The following is a 17,332-nucleotide window of genomic DNA, read 5'->3' on the forward strand; positions in this document are numbered from 1 at the left end:
ACCTAACAAGTTAATTCCTAATATAACTGAATCAAAGTGGGTTTCTTCTCCGTTTTTGAATACCCTGATATATTCATAATTCTTATCTTTTGTGATTTTATATATTAATCTCTGCTTAGGATATTTACCCTTGGGTAAGTTCTAAGCTCTTCGCTAAAGTAAATCATAATTGAATTTTCTTTATTTTCAATTTTTGCATCTGAAAAATAAGGTGCTTCATTCCCTAAATTCATATAACTACCATCTAAAATTAGATAGTTTATTTTATCTCCCTCTGTATTTAATAAGTAAACACCGTTTCCTTTAATAAGTTTACTTACTTTATCATCTATTTTCATATACTCTCTTGATCTTGTATCTAACTGTTTTGCATAAAAAGTGCCAGCTTTTGCATTACTCATTTTTATAAAAATTCCAATGACAATTAAGATTACTAGTACAGCTATTGAAATGATTGAGTATAATAGCTTTTTATTCATTATTTAATAAAACTCCTATTTATCGTATTCTTTATCATTTTTACAAATATTCTTGTGGTTAATATAAGCTGTAATAAAACAGAGAATACATGAAATTCCATCTAAAATTGGCACTAGTACGAATTTATAAGCCTTTAATTGCAAAATAGTAGCTATCAAAAAGCAAAGACCACAAAAAATATAAATATTTCTAATAATTTTATAGTTTCTCATAAAGCCTTACCCATAAAATTCACCTTTTATATCATATTTATAAATAATTATACAGTAAATGCACCTAATATGTAAATATTAGTAAAACTGACATCGTAAATTTAGTAGGCTCCTTCTAAGCTCAAACATATAAAATTTTTAATCTTTCGTGAATCTGCATATTTATGTATATATGAATTGAAAGGAGGTTTACCCATGGAAGATTTTTTAAAGGCTGTAGCTAATATTGGCTTTCCAATAGTTGTTGCGGCTTACTTGCTTATAAGACTTGAAGGCAAAATGGATAATCTGTCTGCTTCTATAAGTCAGTTATCAGCTATTTTGTCAATTAAACTTACCAGCAATGATATTAATAAAACTTCATAAAACATCTATATTTCATTAAATGCTGCTGTACTAAAGCTAAGTAAAAAACGGGCACCTATTGGTACCCGTTTAAAGCTTTTTTATGCTTATATATTTCCTTTTCTTTTCTTAAAATCTCAGAAAAGGATAGTTTCTTATCTTTGATGCTTTCTTTGCTTTTTTTATAATCATATTCTTCTTTTAAACTAGGATAATCATATAGTTTAAGTAAAGCTTCTACTCTATTAACTTTCATCTAAACCACCTCTTCATCTATATTTACGAAGCAGCATGAAAATTTAAAAGGGTATATTTAATAATATACTTTTTGTATACCCATTTATATATGTAAACATTTGGTATATAATTATTATTAAAAGGTGGTGTCTAAATGGATGATCTTAAACATAGGTTAAAAGCCGAAAGAGTTAATCGAAAGTTATTACAAATTGATTTAGCAAACAAATTAAATGTTACTAAGCAGACTGTATCACATTGGGAAACTGGACAAAGGATCCCCGATGCCTTAACTATAAGGATTTTAGCGGACTTTTTTAACGTAAGCGCGGATTACTTGCTTTGTAGGACTGATAAACCTTCAGATGAAGCAGATGAGACTAAACCAGAGATTAAGATGTTATTAGAAAATTTAGAAGGTCTGCCATTAGATTTAATACATAAGATTAATCTATTGGTAGAAAGTATTAATTTATACAAGCCTTCACCTTCAGCAGCTGTAGTGAAGCCTGATTATGAAATTAACTATAATAAAATTCCTGAGCGTTTGACTATTAATAAGGAATTAATTTTATCCTGTAAGTAGATTACATGGGAACCATTAATAAGAATATATAAATAGCTATTTTAGAGATGCCAAAGCATCTCTAAACTTTTATAATAACTCAAGTATTACATTTTGAATAATATCCACTTACAGGTTCTTAATTCATATTTTATTTCAAACACTCTTTGCATATTTTTTATTGTGCTTTGACACCTAAACAAAAGCATTTCATTGCCTGCAATCTTTTCCTTATCAACAGTAACAACTCTGTCTACCTTTATTACTTTTTCACTTTCATCCTCAATTTTTATTCTAAACCTTACAGGATGAGGGAATCCTTTTTCATCAAACCAAGCCACAACACTTATTGGTTTTGCAAGCACTTGCATGACAAATCACTCCTTATAAAATACTAGTCATAATCTGATAATCATCTTCTCCTATTCCACCCATTAAAGGTTTTATCCCTGAATTTAAAAAAGTACCTCTTATTATAGCTTTAGAGCCAAATCTCATTCGTATAGAATCAACTACCTTATCCAGGGCGCTGTTCTTTGCATTATCCTTTTCTTCAAAGAGAGTAACTTGGCAGAAATCATTGGTACATAGTTCGGATACTCTTACGCCAATATGTCTTAAGGGCTCACCATTCCACAGTTCATCAAATAGCTCGTAAGCTGTCTCAGATATTTTTTTCGTACTATCTGTGTAATAATAAATTTTTCTTTGTCTGCCGCAGTTATAAAATTCATTTGTCCTAAAATGCACTGCTATAAGGCTGCAGCAATTTTGAGAATCCCTAAGCCGCATACCTACAGTTTCACATAATGAAAGTATTACCTTATGGGCCTCATCCCTATTATCTACATCAAAAGGTATAGTAGTAGAATTACCCATGCCCTTCATATTAATATGGCTCGATTTTCTAACCTCAGAATTTTCAATACCATTAGCATAATTCCATATCATTACTCCATGGCTTTTAAGTTTTCCCTTTAAGAGCTTTAAATCATAATTTGCTAAATCTCCTATTGTAAATATATTTAGATTATGCAGCTTAGGAAGCGTAGATCTCCCCACCATAAATAAATCTTCTACAGGAAGCGGCCACATCTTGTCTTTCATTTCATGGGGAAATAAGGTTATAACAGCATCTGGCTTCTTAATATCTGAGGCTACCTTTGAGAGGAGCTTATTATTAGATATACCTATGGAAACAGTAAAGCCCAGCTCCTTTTTAATCCTATCTTTAATTTCATTAGCAAGTTTAAAATAATCTGGGTATAAATTCCCCATATCAGTAAAGTCTAAAAAACATTCATCCACAGAAAATCTTTGAATGTCCGGTGTGTACTCTCTAAGCAGTGAAACCATGGCATTGCTGCACCTCATATATAAGTCATATTGAGGTGATACTATAAATAAATCAGGACACTTTTGCAGGGCGGCATGTAAGGTTTCACCTGTTTGTATCTTGAACTTTTTAGCAGGAATGGATTTAGCCAATATAATTCCATGCCTACTTACAGGATCTCCGCCAACAGCTGAGGGAATTTCCCTAATATCAAGAGTTTCTCCATGTTGTAACCTATCTGCTGCAGTCCAAGATAAATAGGCGGAGTTAACATCAATATGAAATATAACCCTATTGGTATTATTTTTCATTATTTTCATCCCTTTATTAAATGTTATATCTAATTATAGTACGAACATATATTCGCAGTCAATAGTATTATATTCCTTTAGCTATAACTTTATGTATACCATTTAATAACAAAAATAAACAAGAAATAAAAAATACAGAGGCTATAAGTTTAAGTATTAAATCATATAAAATTAATATAAAATATTGTTACCACTAGAAAATTAAAGGAGGAGCTAATTTCATTATAGAAATCAACTCCTCCTTTATAATTACTCCATCTTTGAACCTGTATCTGTAAGCTCTGATATAGGAACTTCATCTAAAAAGCCCGTTCCCATTAATTCTATTGTAGCAGTTCTTTTTTCTGTATTAATACCTTGAATCCAAACAGGCTCATTTGAATATAAAACTCTAAATTTTTCAGTTGAATTTAAAATTTCTAAAGCTCTGTCAATTATCATAGTTTCACACTCCTTGCATTCCTATAAACAATTATTAATTAGTTAGATCCTTAATAAGTAGTATTTATTTTGTTCAACAAAATATACATAGCGACATTGTATTGGCTAATTTACAACACACTCCTCTGGCTCTTTATCATTTCTTAAGCCTTTAAATATAGGCTGGCGCAAGCCACCACCTTCAGTTTTCATCATGTATTTAACTGTACACACAAGGCTTAGCTTAATCCATACTGCATCATTATTACCTGAAGGTAATTCATCAAATGGTGATTCACTTATTCTAGGTACTGCTTTTATTAATTTAAAATCTTCTGTAGATACTCCCAAAGTAACATGGCCTTTATATATCAATTCATCTTTTAAGTATTGGCCAAGTACTATACTTATAACGCCCTTATCTTTAAGAATATACCCACAGACTACAAAGTCATCGTCTAGAAGGTTCTTAATTTTAATCCAGTCCTTAGTACGCTTATCTAAGTAATATTTACTGTCCTTTCTCTTAGCAACTATGCCTTCAAGGTCATTTTGCTTTGCAAGGTTATAAAATTCAATTCCACGTTCTTCTATATACCTAGAAACAGCAATGCGTTCATTTTCTTTAACAGCTTTCTCTAATAGCTTTTTACGCTGCATCAAAGGCAAGCTATAAACTTCATGATCTTCATAATAGAGAATGTCAAAAGCAGTAAAGCTTGCTGGATATTTATCTGCTGCCAGTTTAATTTTAAAAGCATTTGTCATAAGAGAACGCCTTCTAATTTCAAAAAAATCAGGCTTTCCATCCCTAGTAACTATTAGTTCCCCATCTAAAATGCAGCGGCATTTTACCTGCTTATGTATGCTGGAAAGTTCCGGAACCTTTGGAAGCATCTTTAAGTTTCGTTTGTTTCTGAGTTCTGTAGAGTCTTTATCTAGATATGCAATACATCGCTCACCATCAAGCTTTAATTCATATATATAATCTGTGCTGTCAAAGGCATCCTGAGTTTCGCCTATAAGCATTGGCTTAATATTTTTACTTTCAAAGATATCCATTATGCACCTTTAGGAGTTCTTTTGCGCTTTGGTTTAACTTTATCTTTACCCTCATTTTGCTCAATGCTTGCTTTTAATGCATCCATAAGATTAATGATATTATTGGGAACTTCATTTTTAGAAGCAATAATTTCCTTACCGGCTATTTTAGTTTCAATAAGCTCACGAAGTCTTATTTGATATTCATCCTTGTATTCAGAAGGATTAAAGGGAGCATCCATAGAACTAATTAATGTTTTTGCCATATTAAGTTCAGCTTCTGATATCTCTGGCTTGCTATAGGATTTTGGAAGATCTTTAATTTCATCTTCATAGAACATAGTTGATATTAAAATTCCATCCTCACGTGGAATTATAGCAACTAGGGCTTCCTTTGTACCCATAACCGTTTTTCCTATTGCTATTTTTTGCTCGGACATTAGGGATAGCCGCAAAAGCTCAAAAGCCTTATCGCCACCGGCTTCTGGAATAGCCTGATAGGTCTTGTCATAAAATATTGGGGATATTTGATTAAGCTGCGCGAAATGAAGTATCTGTATGGATTTGTCTTTTTCAGTTTTAATTTTTTCTAAATCCTCCTCAGTTACAACAACATAATGGTCCTCATCGTATTCATAGCCTTTAATAATATCTTTTGAGGAAAGCTCTTCTCCGCAATGACTGCAGGTTTTCTTATATTTTATCCTTGAGTCATCTTCTTTGTGGAGCTGATTAAAGTGAATATCGTTATCCTGTACAGCAGTGTACATGGATATTGGAATAGCTACAAGACCGAAGGATATAACTGATTTATGAGCAACAGCCATTAATACACACCTCTTTCTAAAGAAATTACATTTATATTATTAGTAATTTAACTAAAAATACTCATAAGTCATAACTCATGTAGGTGTCATTGTATATTAATTTCTAAATTTAATATATAATATATAAAAAGGTGGTGTTTTTATATGATTAAACTAGTTTTAATTAGACATGGTCAGAGCCTATGGAACTTAGAAAATAGGTTTACTGGCTGGACAGATGTAGATTTATCCGTAAATGGACTTGAAGAAGCTAGGCAGGCTGGAAGGATTTTAAGAAAAAATGGATACAGTTTTGATATAGCCTTTACATCTGTTTTAAAAAGGGCCATTAGAACTCTTTGGATTACACTTGATGAAATGGACTTAATGTGGATTCCTATTTTTAAGTCCTGGCACCTTAATGAGAGACACTACGGTGCTCTGCAGGGCTTAAATAAAGCTGAAACTGCTGAAAAATATGGAGAAGATCAGGTTCATATCTGGAGAAGATCTGTTGACGTTAGACCGCCGGCACTTGAAAAGAATGATAAGAGATATGAGGCTTCTGACCCTAAATACGGCGAGCTTATGGAAGGAGAATTTCCTTTAACTGAAAACCTTGAAGACACTGAGAAAAGAGTACTTAAATATTGGTATAAAGCTATTGCGCCTGCAATTAAGTCCAATAAAAAGGTTATTATTTCAGCTCATGGCAACACTATTAGAGCTCTAGTAAAATATTTAGATAATATTCCTGGGGATGGTATTGTAAGCTTAAATATTCCTACTGGAATACCACTGGTTTATGAGCTTGATGATGATTTAAAGCCTATAAGACACTATTATCTTGGGCAAGATGGCGAGCTTCCTTCTGGAACTATACCAGAAAATATATAAAAATACTAACTTTGTTATATTGTCTAAATGTTATTTTTTATGGGAATCCATTATTGGATTCCCTTGGATTTTATAAGGAAATAAATATAAACTATAAATAAAATAATAATTGGTAATGGATGAAAAACCTTCCACCTTCTATATATTTGAGAATATTATTCATTAATTAATCTAGCTGAAACTTCTTTTCACTATTTATTGAAATACTTAGCTTTAATAGACTCATATATAACAAATGGGATCACCCCTAAAACAAAGGAAAACTTTTTATCAATAAACTCGTTTGCAGCTCCATTAATAGTCCAATGTATTGGTACTTTATCTGGCAAAATGGGAGCAATTAAAAACATTATAACTATGGGTATTATTAATAAGGATATATCCACTAATACACCTTTTTTAAATTTCATTTTTGCAGCTTCCTTTCTTCTTTTTTTGTAACCTGTAAGAATTTAAATATTTCTGGAGTTTCCAGCTTCCACTGAGGATCTATATGTAGCTTTTGCTTTTTACATGTATAAAGAAAGCAAAAGAATACTAATCAAAAGAATGTATCTATTTGAATTTATAAGTCATTTCACCATTTATGTCCTGAAATCCATGTTTTACATATAATCTTCTACAAGATTCAGTAGTATTTAAAACAACCTTTTTATAGCCTAAAATTTTGGCATGTCCCATAATACTATTTAAAAGTGACATACCTAAACTTTTATTTCGGTATTTTGGAATTGTGTACATATCTGTTAACATTATATCATTAATTGTTGCCATTCTAATCATATGAATCTCTCCGTTTAACTATTTAACAGGATCCTTCCAACCATCAGGTTCAAAAGCCCATACTTCTTTCCCATCTTTAGTTATTGAAAATTGAAGTTTTTTAGCCTTTTGTTCTCCCTTTTGAAAGTTACCTATTATTGATACTATATACATAGGTTTAAAAGTACTTTCTTTCTTTGTAACCTCAATTAAAGTGATTTCAGGATTTGCTTCTCCATAATTCATAGAAATTTTTTTAATTGTATTTTCAGCCTCTATTGAAATTTTATTTGACTGGACTTTTGCACATCCAGTGAAAATTAATATAACAATAATAATTAAAATACTAATTCTATTAATCATGGATAAATTTACTCCTTTTTAATATATAGGTTTTATTATTATGTTCTGCTATTCTGTATTATACCAATTATAACATATATTGGCCTTTTATAATGCTACAGCAAACTATTATTTAATGAATCGATATATCTAACTCTATATTATAATTTTTCGGTATGTTTTAAGTTATACTCTATAAAGCAATTTGAGGCATTAGCTCTTTTTTTCTTCATCAATCTTATAGCCGTAAGTACAACTCCAATGAGGCAAACAATGGCGGAACCAATATATACATATCTCATTCCAAACATAAAAACATCATTTCTACCTTCTACATAACCAAATACTTTTTTATTCATTTTAATACTCATTAAAGAATACAAAAGTAATGTAGCCATAGAAACACCAGCTGACTGTCCTAAATTTCGTATAAAAGCATTTATACTTCCGGCAATACCTAATTTATCACTTGGAGCTGAGGCCATAACCAAGGAATTATTAGGTGGTAAAAATAACCCATTTCCAATAGCCATAATGGATACATATACACACATTACCTGAATACTCGAGTTTTCATCTAAAGTTGCCATTAAGCTCATTCCTATACTTATAAGTAATAAACCTATGAAGGTTAAAAATTCTGATCCAATCCTATCTGATAAATAGCCGCTAAAAGGTGAAATTAATGTTAGTATTACAGGATAAGTTAACATGATAATACCCGTAAAGCTTGGAGTTATTTTTAAAACATTCTCAAGATAAAAAGGTTGAACAATATTGTTACTATTAATTGACATATATGATATAAAAGTACACAGTATACCTACAGAAAAAAGCGAGTTTTTAAATATTGAAAGATCTAAAAGAGGATACTTTAATTTCTTTTCTATAAATATAAATATTGTAAACAAGAAGATAGCCGTAACAAAGGCAGCTATAATTACATTATTTCCATATCCAATAGTCTCACCGGTCACAAGTGAATAAAATAGTAGGATAATGCTTATTCCGGAAAGTATAGCTCCAACAAGGTCAATATCTTCATTTTTTTCTAACTTTTGAGGTAAAATTCTAAATCCAATTATAGTTGAAATTAGTCCAAGAGGAACATTTATGAAGAATATATAATTCCAACTGAAATAAGAAACTATAAATCCTCCTAAAGGTGGCCCTATCATAGTACCTAGTGCCAAAAAGGTTCCTGATATTCCAAGGGCTCTTCCTCTCTCATTAGCAGGAAATACTTGTGTTATTATTCCTTGGTTGTTTGCCATTGCAGCGGAGGCTCCAATAGCTTGAATGATTCTGGAAATTACAAGGGAGGTAAGATTGCTTGATAATCCACAAAACAAAGAGCCTATAGTAAATATAAGTAACCCAATATTAAATATTATAGATTTTCCTTTTATATCACCTAATCTTCCGAAGAATAAAATTGTACTGACTATTGTAACCAGATAACAAATTACTATTAATTGAATAGAAGACATTGTTACAGAAAAAATATTTACCATTACTGGTAGTGCTACATTGACTATAGTGCTATCCAATGTTGCCATAAACGGAAGCAAAACTACAACACCTAATATTTTCCACCTGTTTTTAAACACATTCTTATTGCTTATTTCCATAGTTCAAAATTATATCCTTTCTTCAATTACAATTAATTTATCTTGTATTATTATATTCAACAGCTTTTTATAATGAAAATACTTAATAATTATATTATTCATAACAAAATATATAAAGAATTAAAAGACTCTAGCAATTAAATCAAAAACGCCGCAAACTTTTACTGCTTGCAGCGTTTATAAAGGAATAATAATAATCTTCTATTTTTTATCAGATATAACAAGACAAAATGTTGCTATAGGACCGAGAAATAAAGATAATAGAAACCAATTAAGGCCAGATCTGTTTTTACCTTGAGCAAGGCCTGCATTAATTAGGGCTAAGGTTCCCCATCCAACATAAAACTCATTATTCATACAAAGCCTCCTATAACAAAAATTTATTACTTGTTAATATCTAGAAAAGAGAATACTAATTAAAATATGCATTATATTATTGTATGTTCATTAAGTATGGTATTAGAATAACTATCTATAAAATTTGCGGAAAATCACAAAACAAATTAAAGCCAAAATAAGAATCCATGAAATTGGGTTTGCCCAGTTAACAGTCTTACCAATTCCATAGACCTTAGGAACTAGAAAATTTGAATCCTCTTTATTAAAGTAGAAAAATTCTCCATGTTTTTTCCTGTATTCTTCTATTTCTTCCTTTGTCCATTTTCTTCTTGCCATAAATTAGACCTCCTTAAAATATCTATTTATATGGAATTTTAGACTATTTCTTTGCTCCATGTACAAAATAATGCCAGCCGCTGGTATCATCATAAATATCCTCTATATGTCTTATTTTAATAATGTTGAAATTACAAAGCAGTCTTTTAACCCCTTTAAGGTCTGAATAAAAATGGGGTATACCTACCTCTGGTTCTTCTGTTTTGATAATTGTATTTTCATCAAGTCTTGGATAATTCTTGCTTATAAAAGATGGACTGTTCTTAGAACAGAGAGTAATAAAAAATTCTCCGCCGCTTTTAAGAACTCTGTTTATCTCCCTTATAATAGTCCCAATTCCGTAAGTATTAGTATGAGATATAACATGATAAGCAAGTAAGCAGTCAAAGGCATTATCCATATAAGGCAGTTTATTTATATCGCCAAGAGCAGTATTAATGCTTAGGCCTAACTCTTCAGCCTTACTATTTAGAGTATCTAATCCAACTTGCGATAAATCCAGGCTGTAAGTATTAAAGCCATTTTCTGCAAATAAAATTGAGTGTCTGCCAAGCCCACAGCCTAGATCTAAAAATTTTGAAAACCCTAGTGCTTTCCATCTATTCACATAGTAATATACATCCTCAGAAGGCTCTGACCATAAGGTATCCTCGACTACTGACCAATTCCACTCTTTTGAATTAACCATCTTATTTTTATCCCCTAAACAAATATACTTTCTTTGTATTAATTATATTCAATTATATGGGTAATTCATAAGAATTACAATTTATTTATAGAATAACTTGTAAATTATTCATTGCTCTATTGCAACAGCTTAATAAAGTTCCTCTTTCCAACTTGAAGAATGTCATTATTGTTAAAATTAAACTTCATGGCATCAAATATTTTTTCTCCGTTAAGCTTAATACCGCCCTGTGCTATAAGTCTTCTAGCCTCACTTTTAGAGCTTATTAAATTTGAATTTATTAATATTTCTATTAAAGTTTCCCCAGGACTAAGCTTAAATTCTGGAATATCAAGAGGAACTTCATTTTTTTGAAAAAGGCTTTTAAAGTATTCTTCTGAGAGTTTAGCTTCAGCTTCCCCATGGTATAAGCTTGTAATTTCCTTAGCTAGTATCATTTTAACATCTCTTGGATTTACTCCTTTTTTAAGCTCCTCCTTAATTTTATCAATTTCATCAGGATGAATATCTGTAGCAAGTTCAAAGTATTTAATTATTAAATCGTCAGGAATTTGCATAGTCTTAACATACATATCTTTAGCAGGCTCATTAATTCCGATATAGTTTCCAAGGCTTTTACTCATCTTATTAACGCCATCAATACCCTCAAGTATAGGCATAAAAAGTGCTACCTGCGGTTCTATTTCATAATCCTTTTGTAAAGTTCTGCCCATAAGAATATTAAATCTTTGATCCGTTCCTCCAAGTTCAATATCTGCATTTATAGCCACAGAATCAAAGCCCTGCATTAGTGGGTAAAAAAACTCATGAATTCCAATACTCTGCTGATTATTAAATCTATTTTTAAAATCTTCTCTTTCAAGCATTCTTGCTACTGTGTATTTCCCTGCAAGCTCAATTACTTCTTTAAAATTTAGCTTAGAAAGCCACCGACTATTAAAGGTCAATTTTGTTTTATCTTTGTCTAATATCTTAAATACCTGCCTTTCATAGGTTTTTGCGTTTTTCAAAACTTCCTCACTTGTAAGTTGTTTTCTAGTTTTTGACTTACCTGTAGGATCACCGATCATGCCTGTAAAATCACCAATAATTATTACAATTTGGTGATCTAAATCCTGTATTTGCTTCATTTTTCTAAGCACAACAGCATGGCCAAGATGAATATCTGGAGCTGAAGGATCAAGTCCAAGCTTAACTATAAGGGGCCTATTTTCCATTTGTGCTTTTGATAATTTTCTTTCTAAATCCTCTAGACTTATTACTTCAGCAGCACCTTTTGTTATTATCTTGATTTGTTCTTTTACACTAATCATTTTTATTCCTCCTATTTAGTCGGAAGCACTGAGTAGTTTAAGACCAGTCACTCCCGTTGGCAACACTGGTTAGTCTAGCTTACCGATTGCTCATGGTTAGGCTACCCGTAGAAGCCCACTTAGGACTTTAACCTCCTCTTTTTTAATTTCAAAAAAACAAAAGCTCTCGTCCTTTATTTCCATAAAGGACGAGAGCATAAACCCCGTGTTACCACCTTAATTCATTAATATGTCACCATATTAACCTCTTCAAGTACAGTTTTACTAAACGATACTCTATCACTATAACGGGTAAAGGGCTCCGTAAACAGCCTATTAAATTAAGGTAATATCCTTAATTACAATTCAGCCTTCTGCTCAGAGACGTATTCAAATATTGTTTCTTGACCCTCTCACCAACCGGGAACTCTCTGTAAAGAAAATTAATATTCTACTCTTTCTCATCAAAGCATTTTATTATTATTTTTATATATTATATAACAGTTTAAGGAATATTACAATAGATAAATCATATTCTCATATGTGTTTATTAAATCTTTAATCTAAAAACCTAATTTAATCCAAAGCTTCGACAAAGTCCAATACATTCTCTTTTTTAGTAGCCCAGGAGGTTACAAGGCGTATTGCAGAATTCTCTTCATCAACCTTCTCCCAAATATAAAAAGAGAAGTTTTTCAAAAGTTTTTCAATTAACTTATTTGGAAGTATGGGGAATATTTGATTTGACGGAGAATCAATTAAAAATCCATAGCCAGCCGCCTTAATTCCGTCCCTTAATATATAAACCATATCATTTGCATGTTTTGCCAAGTCAAAGTATAGGTCATCCTTAAAAAGTTCAAGAAACTGCATTCCAAGAAGTCTTCCTTTAGCAAGCATAGCCCCCTTTTGTTTAATAAAAAATCTAAAATCCTCTTTTAGTGAATCTTTACAAATTACTAAAGCTTCCCCTATTAAGGCACCGTTTTTAGTTCCACCTATGTAGAAGGCATCAACTAGGTTACCTAGGTCAGAGAGTTTTAGATCATTAGCTTCTGAGCAGAGTGCAGATCCCAGTCTAGCCCCGTCAACATATAAATATAGTTTGTTTTCTCTGCAGAATTTGCTTAGCTCTTCTAGTTCCTTTTTGGAATATATAGTTCCAATTTCTGAAGAATTTGATATGTAAACTAATTTTGGCTTTACCATATGTTCATCTATATAGGCCTCTAATGCAGGCATAATAAGCGAAGGAGTAAGTTTTCCATCACTAGATGCTATAGAAATAACCTTATGACCTGTATTTTCAATAGCTCCAGTTTCATGAACCAGTATATGTCCTGTATTTGCCGCAATAGCTGCTTCATGCGGTCTTAAAAAAGAAGAAATAATAGTTAAATTAGTCTGAGTTCCTCCTGGTATAAAATGAATATCTATATCTATGCGCCCAATTTTTTTCTTAATTAATTCAGCTGCCTTTATGCAGTATGGGTCCTCTCCATACCCTTCAACCTGTTCCATGTTCGATTCAAGGAGAGCATTTAGTATTCTAGGATGAGCTCCCTCACTATAATCATTCTTAAAGCTGTACATTTATATAACCTCCTTCTATGGAAATACAAGGTAGTTTAAGTTTTGCTACTTACAAGCTACTCGTTAAAGTCCATTTAGAACTTTATCCTCCATTATGTTACAATAAAATTATAACCTACTCCTCACCTTTTATCAAAATAAAAATAAATTTAGAATTGCATTGTAATTATAATATCATTCTTGCAGTAAATCAGGGTACTATTTAAGAGTTTTCTAAATAAGCTTTATTTTTATCCAAATTATGTTAAAATGATAGTGTAAAATAAAAGAAAGCGGTGATTATTATGTTTTTAGGATTAGTAATTATCCTATTATTGGTGCTTACTTTGCCTTTTAAGATTAAAATCGTAGAACACAACCTGGAGGTCTTTCTTTTCTTAATGGGTATTTCATCAACAATTGTTTCTGGGGTTTTAAACACCCACCTAATACTTGATGTTTTTCAAAATAAACTAATTTATTTTATAGCTTTAGCTGTTTTAATAGCAGGGTTAATTTTTAAAGCTTTAAAGGAGAAGGTTCAAGGGATTATAAACATTATTTTAAAAAAACTTTCCCTCAAAATTTTCATCTTTTTAGTAATTGTAATTTTAGGACTAGCCTCCAGTGTTATAACTGCAATAATTTCTGCATTATTATTGGTGGAAATAGTTAACGCTATGCCGATTAAAAGAAAGGATAAGGTAAATATCGTTATACTTGCCTGCTTTTCAATTGGTCTTGGAGCGGTTTTAACCCCCGTTGGAGAGCCACTTGCAACTATAGTTATCTCAAAGCTTAATGCTAACTTCTGGTATCTTGCAGAGTGTTTAGGTATTTATATTATTTCTGGTGTGTTACTTATGGGACTACTAGGTGCATTTATTATTAAAGCTGATAAGGTCAAGGTACATGACGATTTTAAAGCTGTAAACCATAAACATGATGAGGATTATTATTTTCTTGATCCAGATATTGATAATGAAACTTATAAGGAAGTAATATTTAGAGCTTTAAAAATATTCCTTTTCATATTTGCACTAGAACTATTAGGTGCAGGTTTTAAGCCACTTATTGATACATACATTATAAATTTAGATAGCAAACTGCTTTATTTTATTAATATGATTTCTGCAGTTTTAGATAATGCAACTTTAGCTGCTGCCGAAATTAGTCTAAAAATGACAAAGATACAAATTGAGTCTGTACTTATGGGACTTCTAATCAGTGGAGGTATGCTCATACCAGGAAATATTCCTAATATAATTTCAGCTCATAAACTTAAGATTAATAGCAAAGAATGGGCCAAGCTTGGTGTTCCTGTGGGAGCTGCTCTAATGCTCTTATATTTTGTTATTATCTTTATATTTTAATATAATCGCCATAAGCCAAGCGGGTAACCCTTGGCTTAAAAATTGTGTTAATTTGTCGGAAAATTCAGAATTGATTAATTTGGTAATTAAATGTATAATTTAGTTGTAAATAAATAAAAAAGAGGGGGAATTTTTATGGAATCGTTCGGAAAACTAATAGCCCAAATTGATGGATGGCTTTGGGGCCTGCCGCTTATTATTTTATTGTTCGGCACTCATCTATTCTTAACCTTTAGGCTTAAATTCATTCAACGTTATATAGGCAAGGCTATTAAGCTTTCTGTAACTAAGGACGATTTTGCAGAAGGTGATGTAAGTCAATTTAGTGCATTATGTACGGCTCTAGCAGCTACAATTGGTACTGGCAATATTGTTGGAGTTGCTACAGCAGTGGGACTTGGTGGTCCTGGTGCAGTTCTTTGGTGCTGGCTCACTGGTGTATTTGGAATAGCTACAAAATATTCCGAAGCTCTATTATCAGTAAAATATCGTGTAAAGACTAAGGATGGTACAATGGCAGGCGGACCTATGTATGTTCTTGAACATGGACTTAAGGCTAAGTGGGCCGGGGTTTTGTTTGCAATCTTTACTAGCGTTGCTGCTTTCGGTATAGGTTGTATGGTACAAGCTAACTCAGTTTCAGCAATGACTTATGAGACATTTAAAATTCCTACTTGGGCCACAGGAATAATAATAGCTGCATTGACAGCGGTTGTTATACTTGGCGGAATAAAAAAGATAGCTAAGGTTTGCGATATCCTTGTTCCTTTTATGGCTATTTTTTATGTATTAGGCTGCTTAATACTTTTAGCTTTAGGTTATAAAACTATTGGCAGTACAATTAGCTTAATTATTTCAGATGCTTTCTCACCCCAAGCTGCTGTTGGCGGATTTGCTGGTGCTGGCGTTATGTTGGCTATGAGATATGGTATTGCAAGAGGACTTTTCTCAAATGAATCAGGTCTTGGTAGTGCACCTATAGTAGCAGCTGCTGCTCAGACTAGAAACCCAGTTAAACAAGCCCTTGTTTCCTCAACAGGAACCTTCTGGGATACAGTTGTAGTATGTGCAATGACCGGTTTAGTGCTAGTAAATTCAGGTGCTTGGCAGCAAGGCTTAAAGGGAGCTGCGCTTACTAAAACAGCCTTCGCAGACATACCAGTTGTAGGTCCTATAATTTTAACAATTGGTCTTTTAACCTTCGTATTTTCAACTATACTTGGATGGTCCTACTATGGTGAAAAGGCAATTGAATACTTATTAGGTAAAAAAGCAATTTTGCCATATAGAATACTTTGGGTTATATTTGTTTTTGTAGGCTCAATATTCTCACTAAACTTAGTATGGGATTTAGCTGACTTGTTTAATGGGCTTATGGCAATTCCAAACCTAGTAGCATTATTAGTACTAAGTCCGATAATTGCAAAGGAAACTAAAAAATATCTATGGGATAACAACTTAGAAGAAATTAATAATGAGCCTGCTATTGTAATTAAAGAAAATAACAATAACATTACTATGTAATAAATAAAAACTAGTCATAATTCATAAGGCTGCTATTATAGCAGCCTTAATCTATTAATATAAGTAATAACTAATATAGATGACATTATTTTATTATTTTTTTCTCTACTTTCTCATATAAGTTTTCTACTAAACTTCTTAATTTTTTATTATAAATATACACTGTGATAATAACTAAAGCATATGCCCCAATAACATCTAATGGATAATGATGACCAACGTATACTCTAGAAAAACCTACAACTACTGATAATATGGTAAGTATTACACTAAGTAATTTGTTATACTTTGAAAGCCCTAAGGCTATGCTCATGGTACCAGTAGCATGATCACTTGGAAATGAGGCATCCTCAACATGAGGGAATAATAAATTTACCTTATTATGAACAAATGGCCTGTCAACATAATATATATTCCCAATTATAAAAACTAACATAAGATTAATAACGGTAATTACAAAGGTGCTGAAAGCCGCTTTTCTATAGTCTAAGTTATGGCTTGTAATACCTAGAATAAAAACTATGGCCAAAGCAGCCATAAAACCATAAGGGACATATTTTGAAAAAATTATCATTAATTTATCCAAAGCATTGTCTTTATAAGCTAAATTATTTATAAGTCTAAAAATTTGAAAATTCATTGTTTTACCTTCCTTTCAATAAACATAGCTATCTAAATTTCATCTTCAATTATAAAACTTTAAAGTTTTATAATTATTACTCTAATAGTATGTATTATCTATTAAATTAGTAATCACTAAGCCAACTTCTTTATAATATACAGCAAAAATTAAAAATTTTTAAAGATAATATTAAAATTAGAT

At 31.5% G+C, this 17,332-nt stretch carries 22 protein-coding genes and 1 other annotated feature; of the genes, 5 read left to right on the top strand and 17 right to left on the bottom strand.

Features of this window, described 5'->3' with window-relative positions; all coding sequences use genetic code 11:
• Nucleotides 1–104: 104 nt before the first annotated feature.
• Nucleotides 105–479, bottom strand: coding sequence for a hypothetical protein (locus ACJDUG_RS08625; RefSeq protein ID WP_406769487.1), 375 nt, complete (start codon nucleotides 477–479; stop codon nucleotides 105–107).
• A gap of 408 nt (nucleotides 480–887) precedes the next feature.
• On the opposite strand from ACJDUG_RS08625, the gene ACJDUG_RS08630 reads away from it, so the two are divergent.
• Entirely contained in the window at nucleotides 888–1,058 is a 171-nt protein-coding gene (locus tag ACJDUG_RS08630; RefSeq protein WP_406769488.1) for a YvrJ family protein, read from the top strand.
• 55 nt (nucleotides 1,059–1,113) lie between these two features.
• Here the strand turns inward: ACJDUG_RS08630 and ACJDUG_RS08635 are convergent, their stop codons facing one another.
• On the bottom strand, nucleotides 1,114–1,293 hold the full coding sequence (locus ACJDUG_RS08635) for a hypothetical protein (protein WP_406764763.1): 180 nt from the start codon (nucleotides 1,291–1,293) through the stop codon (nucleotides 1,114–1,116).
• A 135-nt stretch (nucleotides 1,294–1,428) separates the two neighbouring features.
• Here ACJDUG_RS08635 and ACJDUG_RS08640 point away from each other — a divergent pair, with 135 nt between their 5' ends.
• Nucleotides 1,429–1,860 (top strand): helix-turn-helix domain-containing protein, encoded by a 432-nt coding sequence (locus ACJDUG_RS08640; protein ID WP_406764762.1) that lies wholly within the window; start codon nucleotides 1,429–1,431, stop codon nucleotides 1,858–1,860.
• An 86-nt stretch (nucleotides 1,861–1,946) separates the two neighbouring features.
• On the opposite strand, the gene ACJDUG_RS08645 is transcribed toward ACJDUG_RS08640, so the two are convergent.
• The 5 genes from ACJDUG_RS08645 to ku all read right to left on the bottom strand — a co-directional run bounded on the left by ACJDUG_RS08645 (nucleotide 1,947) and on the right by ku (nucleotide 5,774).
• Complete coding sequence (locus ACJDUG_RS08645; protein ID WP_406764761.1) at nucleotides 1,947–2,210, bottom strand: hypothetical protein; 264 nt, start codon at nucleotides 2,208–2,210, stop codon at nucleotides 1,947–1,949.
• Between the two features lie 13 nt (nucleotides 2,211–2,223).
• Nucleotides 2,224–3,486, bottom strand: a complete 1,263-nt coding sequence (locus tag ACJDUG_RS08650) for a DNA polymerase Y family protein (protein ID WP_406769489.1) — start codon at nucleotides 3,484–3,486, stop codon at nucleotides 2,224–2,226.
• Nucleotides 3,487–3,735: 249 nt separating this feature from the next.
• On the bottom strand, nucleotides 3,736–3,927 hold the full coding sequence (locus ACJDUG_RS08655; protein WP_406764759.1) for a small, acid-soluble spore protein, H family: 192 nt from the start codon (nucleotides 3,925–3,927) through the stop codon (nucleotides 3,736–3,738).
• A 105-nt stretch (nucleotides 3,928–4,032) separates the two neighbouring features.
• Complete coding sequence (locus ACJDUG_RS08660) at nucleotides 4,033–4,968, bottom strand: ATP-dependent DNA ligase (protein WP_406769490.1); 936 nt, start codon at nucleotides 4,966–4,968, stop codon at nucleotides 4,033–4,035.
• A complete protein-coding gene (ku, locus tag ACJDUG_RS08665) occupies nucleotides 4,968–5,774 on the bottom strand; it encodes a non-homologous end joining protein Ku (protein ID WP_406769491.1) in 807 nt (268 codons plus the stop codon). Before ku ends, ACJDUG_RS08660 begins: the two co-directional genes overlap by 1 nt.
• A 144-nt stretch (nucleotides 5,775–5,918) precedes the next feature.
• On the opposite strand from ku, the gene gpmA reads away from it, so the two are divergent.
• Nucleotides 5,919–6,650 (top strand): 2,3-diphosphoglycerate-dependent phosphoglycerate mutase, encoded by a 732-nt coding sequence (gene gpmA / locus ACJDUG_RS08670; protein ID WP_406769492.1) that lies wholly within the window; start codon nucleotides 5,919–5,921, stop codon nucleotides 6,648–6,650.
• A gap of 191 nt (nucleotides 6,651–6,841) precedes the next feature.
• On the opposite strand, the gene ACJDUG_RS08675 is transcribed toward gpmA, so the two are convergent.
• The 9 genes from ACJDUG_RS08675 to ACJDUG_RS08715 all read right to left on the bottom strand — a co-directional run bounded on the left by ACJDUG_RS08675 (nucleotide 6,842) and on the right by ACJDUG_RS08715 (nucleotide 13,633).
• Entirely contained in the window at nucleotides 6,842–7,060 is a 219-nt protein-coding gene (locus ACJDUG_RS08675; protein WP_406769493.1) for a DUF1648 domain-containing protein, read from the bottom strand.
• A 145-nt stretch (nucleotides 7,061–7,205) separates the two neighbouring features.
• Nucleotides 7,206–7,433, bottom strand: a complete 228-nt coding sequence (locus ACJDUG_RS08680) for a GNAT family N-acetyltransferase (RefSeq protein ID WP_406769494.1) — start codon at nucleotides 7,431–7,433, stop codon at nucleotides 7,206–7,208.
• A gap of 18 nt (nucleotides 7,434–7,451) precedes the next feature.
• Nucleotides 7,452–7,775: a hypothetical protein gene (locus tag ACJDUG_RS08685; RefSeq protein ID WP_406769495.1), complete on the bottom strand. Its 324-nt coding sequence runs from the start codon at nucleotides 7,773–7,775 to the stop codon at nucleotides 7,452–7,454.
• Between the two features lie 140 nt (nucleotides 7,776–7,915).
• A complete protein-coding gene (locus ACJDUG_RS08690) occupies nucleotides 7,916–9,385 on the bottom strand; it encodes an MFS transporter (RefSeq protein ID WP_406769496.1) in 1,470 nt (489 codons plus the stop codon).
• A 201-nt stretch (nucleotides 9,386–9,586) separates the two neighbouring features.
• Complete coding sequence (locus ACJDUG_RS08695) at nucleotides 9,587–9,742, bottom strand: hypothetical protein (RefSeq protein ID WP_406769497.1); 156 nt, start codon at nucleotides 9,740–9,742, stop codon at nucleotides 9,587–9,589.
• 111 nt (nucleotides 9,743–9,853) lie between these two features.
• Nucleotides 9,854–10,060, bottom strand: coding sequence for a DUF5808 domain-containing protein (locus ACJDUG_RS08700; protein WP_406769498.1), 207 nt, complete (start codon nucleotides 10,058–10,060; stop codon nucleotides 9,854–9,856).
• Nucleotides 10,061–10,103: 43 nt separating this feature from the next.
• Nucleotides 10,104–10,748, bottom strand: a complete 645-nt coding sequence (locus ACJDUG_RS08705) for a class I SAM-dependent methyltransferase (RefSeq protein WP_406769499.1) — start codon at nucleotides 10,746–10,748, stop codon at nucleotides 10,104–10,106.
• Between the two features lie 116 nt (nucleotides 10,749–10,864).
• Nucleotides 10,865–12,061: a tyrosine--tRNA ligase gene (tyrS, locus tag ACJDUG_RS08710; RefSeq protein WP_406769500.1), complete on the bottom strand. Its 1,197-nt coding sequence runs from the start codon at nucleotides 12,059–12,061 to the stop codon at nucleotides 10,865–10,867.
• A gap of 181 nt (nucleotides 12,062–12,242) precedes the next feature.
• Nucleotides 12,243–12,517 (bottom strand) — a binding site (T-box leader).
• Between the two features lie 99 nt (nucleotides 12,518–12,616).
• Nucleotides 12,617–13,633 carry a threonine aldolase family protein gene (locus tag ACJDUG_RS08715; protein WP_406769501.1) on the bottom strand — a complete coding sequence of 339 codons (1,017 nt, stop codon included), beginning with the start codon at nucleotides 13,631–13,633 and terminating at the stop codon, nucleotides 12,617–12,619.
• Nucleotides 13,634–13,917: 284 nt separating this feature from the next.
• Here ACJDUG_RS08715 and ACJDUG_RS08720 point away from each other — a divergent pair, with 284 nt between their 5' ends.
• Together ACJDUG_RS08720 and ACJDUG_RS08725 are read left to right on the top strand one after the other, a co-directional pair.
• Complete coding sequence (locus ACJDUG_RS08720; protein ID WP_406769502.1) at nucleotides 13,918–14,985, top strand: DUF1646 family protein; 1,068 nt, start codon at nucleotides 13,918–13,920, stop codon at nucleotides 14,983–14,985.
• 135 nt (nucleotides 14,986–15,120) lie between these two features.
• Entirely contained in the window at nucleotides 15,121–16,509 is a 1,389-nt protein-coding gene (locus ACJDUG_RS08725) for an alanine/glycine:cation symporter family protein (protein WP_406769503.1), read from the top strand.
• Nucleotides 16,510–16,594: 85 nt separating this feature from the next.
• Here the strand turns inward: ACJDUG_RS08725 and ACJDUG_RS08730 are convergent, their stop codons facing one another.
• Nucleotides 16,595–17,149, bottom strand: coding sequence for a phosphatase PAP2 family protein (locus tag ACJDUG_RS08730; RefSeq protein ID WP_406769504.1), 555 nt, complete (start codon nucleotides 17,147–17,149; stop codon nucleotides 16,595–16,597).
• Between the last annotated feature and the right edge of the window lie 183 nt (nucleotides 17,150–17,332).

This window comes from Candidatus Clostridium stratigraminis, from assembly GCF_045310675.1.
In the GTDB taxonomy this organism is placed as follows: domain Bacteria; phylum Bacillota; class Clostridia; order Clostridiales; family Clostridiaceae; genus Clostridium_AT; species Clostridium_AT stratigraminis.